Source organism: Haloferax profundi (assembly GCF_001469865.1).
Classification (GTDB): Archaea; Halobacteriota; Halobacteria; order Halobacteriales; family Haloferacaceae; genus Haloferax; species Haloferax profundi.
Genome location: NZ_LOPV01000605.1, coordinates 1 through 449, shown reverse-complemented (window position 1 = coordinate 449; position 449 = coordinate 1). Strand labels below are relative to the sequence as shown.

At 55.7% G+C, this 449-nt stretch carries 1 protein-coding gene; it reads right to left on the bottom strand.

What is annotated here, in order from left to right:
• A partial coding sequence (locus tag AUR66_RS17680) for an extracellular solute-binding protein (protein WP_157533213.1) occupies window positions 1-449 on the bottom strand: 449 nt, incomplete at both ends.

Below are 449 nucleotides of genomic sequence, written 5' to 3'. Positions count from 1 at the left end.
CTTTCGCGAGCTCGTGGTGGTCTTCGTCGTTGTGGTTCGTAATTGGGTAACCCCAGAAGTCCATCGGTGCACCGTTCTTCGGGACAGACCAACCCATCTTCAGCCCCTCGTTGATCTGAAGGTTCTCTGCACGTGCCGAGAGGAAGGGTGCGACGACCATGTCGCCGTTCTGGTAGAGTTTCATCGCTTGGTCGACCTGATCGAAGATGACGGGGTCAGTCACTTCGACGAACTCTCGAATCCAATCCAGACCTGGTTCGATGTTGTCGAGGTTCCCACCCTGGATCTTGTTGATGACGTAGAAATATTTTGAACCAGCGTTCGACCACGGTTCGAACCCGACTTTCCCCTCGAGATCGGGATCGATCAGGTCGTCCCACGTGTTGAACTCTTTGTCGGTGAGATCCTTCCGCCACGCGAGTCCCCGTGGGAATGCGACGGTTCCACCC